This is a genomic window from Metabacillus sp. 22489 (genome assembly GCF_052044855.1).
Classification (GTDB): Bacteria; Bacillota; Bacilli; order Bacillales; family Bacillaceae; genus Metabacillus; species Metabacillus niabensis.
In genome coordinates this window covers 1-877 of the sequence record NZ_JBQENT010000122.1, presented here as the reverse complement: position 1 = coordinate 877, position 877 = coordinate 1, and the positions used below count along the sequence as shown (strand labels likewise).

Annotated in this window: 3 tRNA genes and 2 rRNA genes; all 5 read right to left on the bottom strand. The window is 42.9% G+C overall.

Annotation, left to right across the window (positions count from 1 at the left end):
* Positions 1-36: 36 nt before the first annotated feature.
* Positions 37-112, bottom strand: a tRNA-Lys gene (locus ACTJJ9_RS26330).
* A 177-nt stretch (positions 113-289) separates the two neighbouring features.
* Positions 290-365, bottom strand: a tRNA-Thr gene (locus ACTJJ9_RS26325).
* 30 nt (positions 366-395) lie between these two features.
* A tRNA-Val gene (locus ACTJJ9_RS26320) sits at positions 396-471 on the bottom strand.
* Positions 472-478: 7 nt separating this feature from the next.
* Positions 479-594: ribosomal RNA gene (rrf, locus tag ACTJJ9_RS26315) — 5S ribosomal RNA — on the bottom strand.
* A 165-nt stretch (positions 595-759) separates the two neighbouring features.
* Positions 760-877 (bottom strand): 23S ribosomal RNA (locus tag ACTJJ9_RS26310); the annotation flags it as partial.

Below are 877 nucleotides of genomic sequence, written 5' to 3'. Positions count from 1 at the left end.
GTCTGCCAATTCCGCCACACCCGCAAGGTGTGTAAATGGTGAGCCATGAAGGACTCGAACCTTCGACCCTCTGATTAAAAGTCAGATGCTCTACCAACTGAGCTAATGGCTCATTTTATCAATGAGTACTACTATTCTTTTTACTACTTGTAACCGACGCCCAAATCTCAGTAAGTTTATTCAAGTAGAAGCTCGATTTGTGCGCTGATGTTTCGCTTCGCAGCTTACTCGAACGTGCTCTACCAACTGAGCTAATGGCTCATTATAATAATGAGTTATTTATTATAAGTGGTGCCGGCGAGAGGACTTGAACCCCCAACCTACTGATTACAAGTCAGTTGCTCTACCAATTGAGCTACACCGGCTTAAATACAATAGTTTATTTTAAAAGATAATGGTGGAGGATGACGGGATCGAACCGCCGACCCTCTGCTTGTAAGGCAGATGCTCTCCCAGCTGAGCTAATCCTCCAAATTATGCCTGGCAACGTCCTACTCTCACAGGGGGAATCCCCCAACTACCATCGGCGCTGAAGAGCTTAACTTCCGTGTTCGGCATGGGAACGGGTGTGACCTCTTCGCCATCGTCACCAGACATTAGCGACAAGAATTATTATACTATTTTAAGAGAAAATTTCAAGTCTTTTTTGAAGAAAAATATTCCTTCAAAACTAGATAACGATTTATAATATTCATTCACTTAGTTTAACTCTCTTTTATCTAGCTTCAGAAGCCATCGGCTTCTTCTGCTTTTTTAAATTAGGTTAAGTCCTCGAACGATTAGTATCTGTCAGCTCCACGTGTCACCACGCTTCCACCTCAGACCTATCAACCTGATCATCTTTCAGGGTTCTTACTCACTAATGTGATGGGAAATC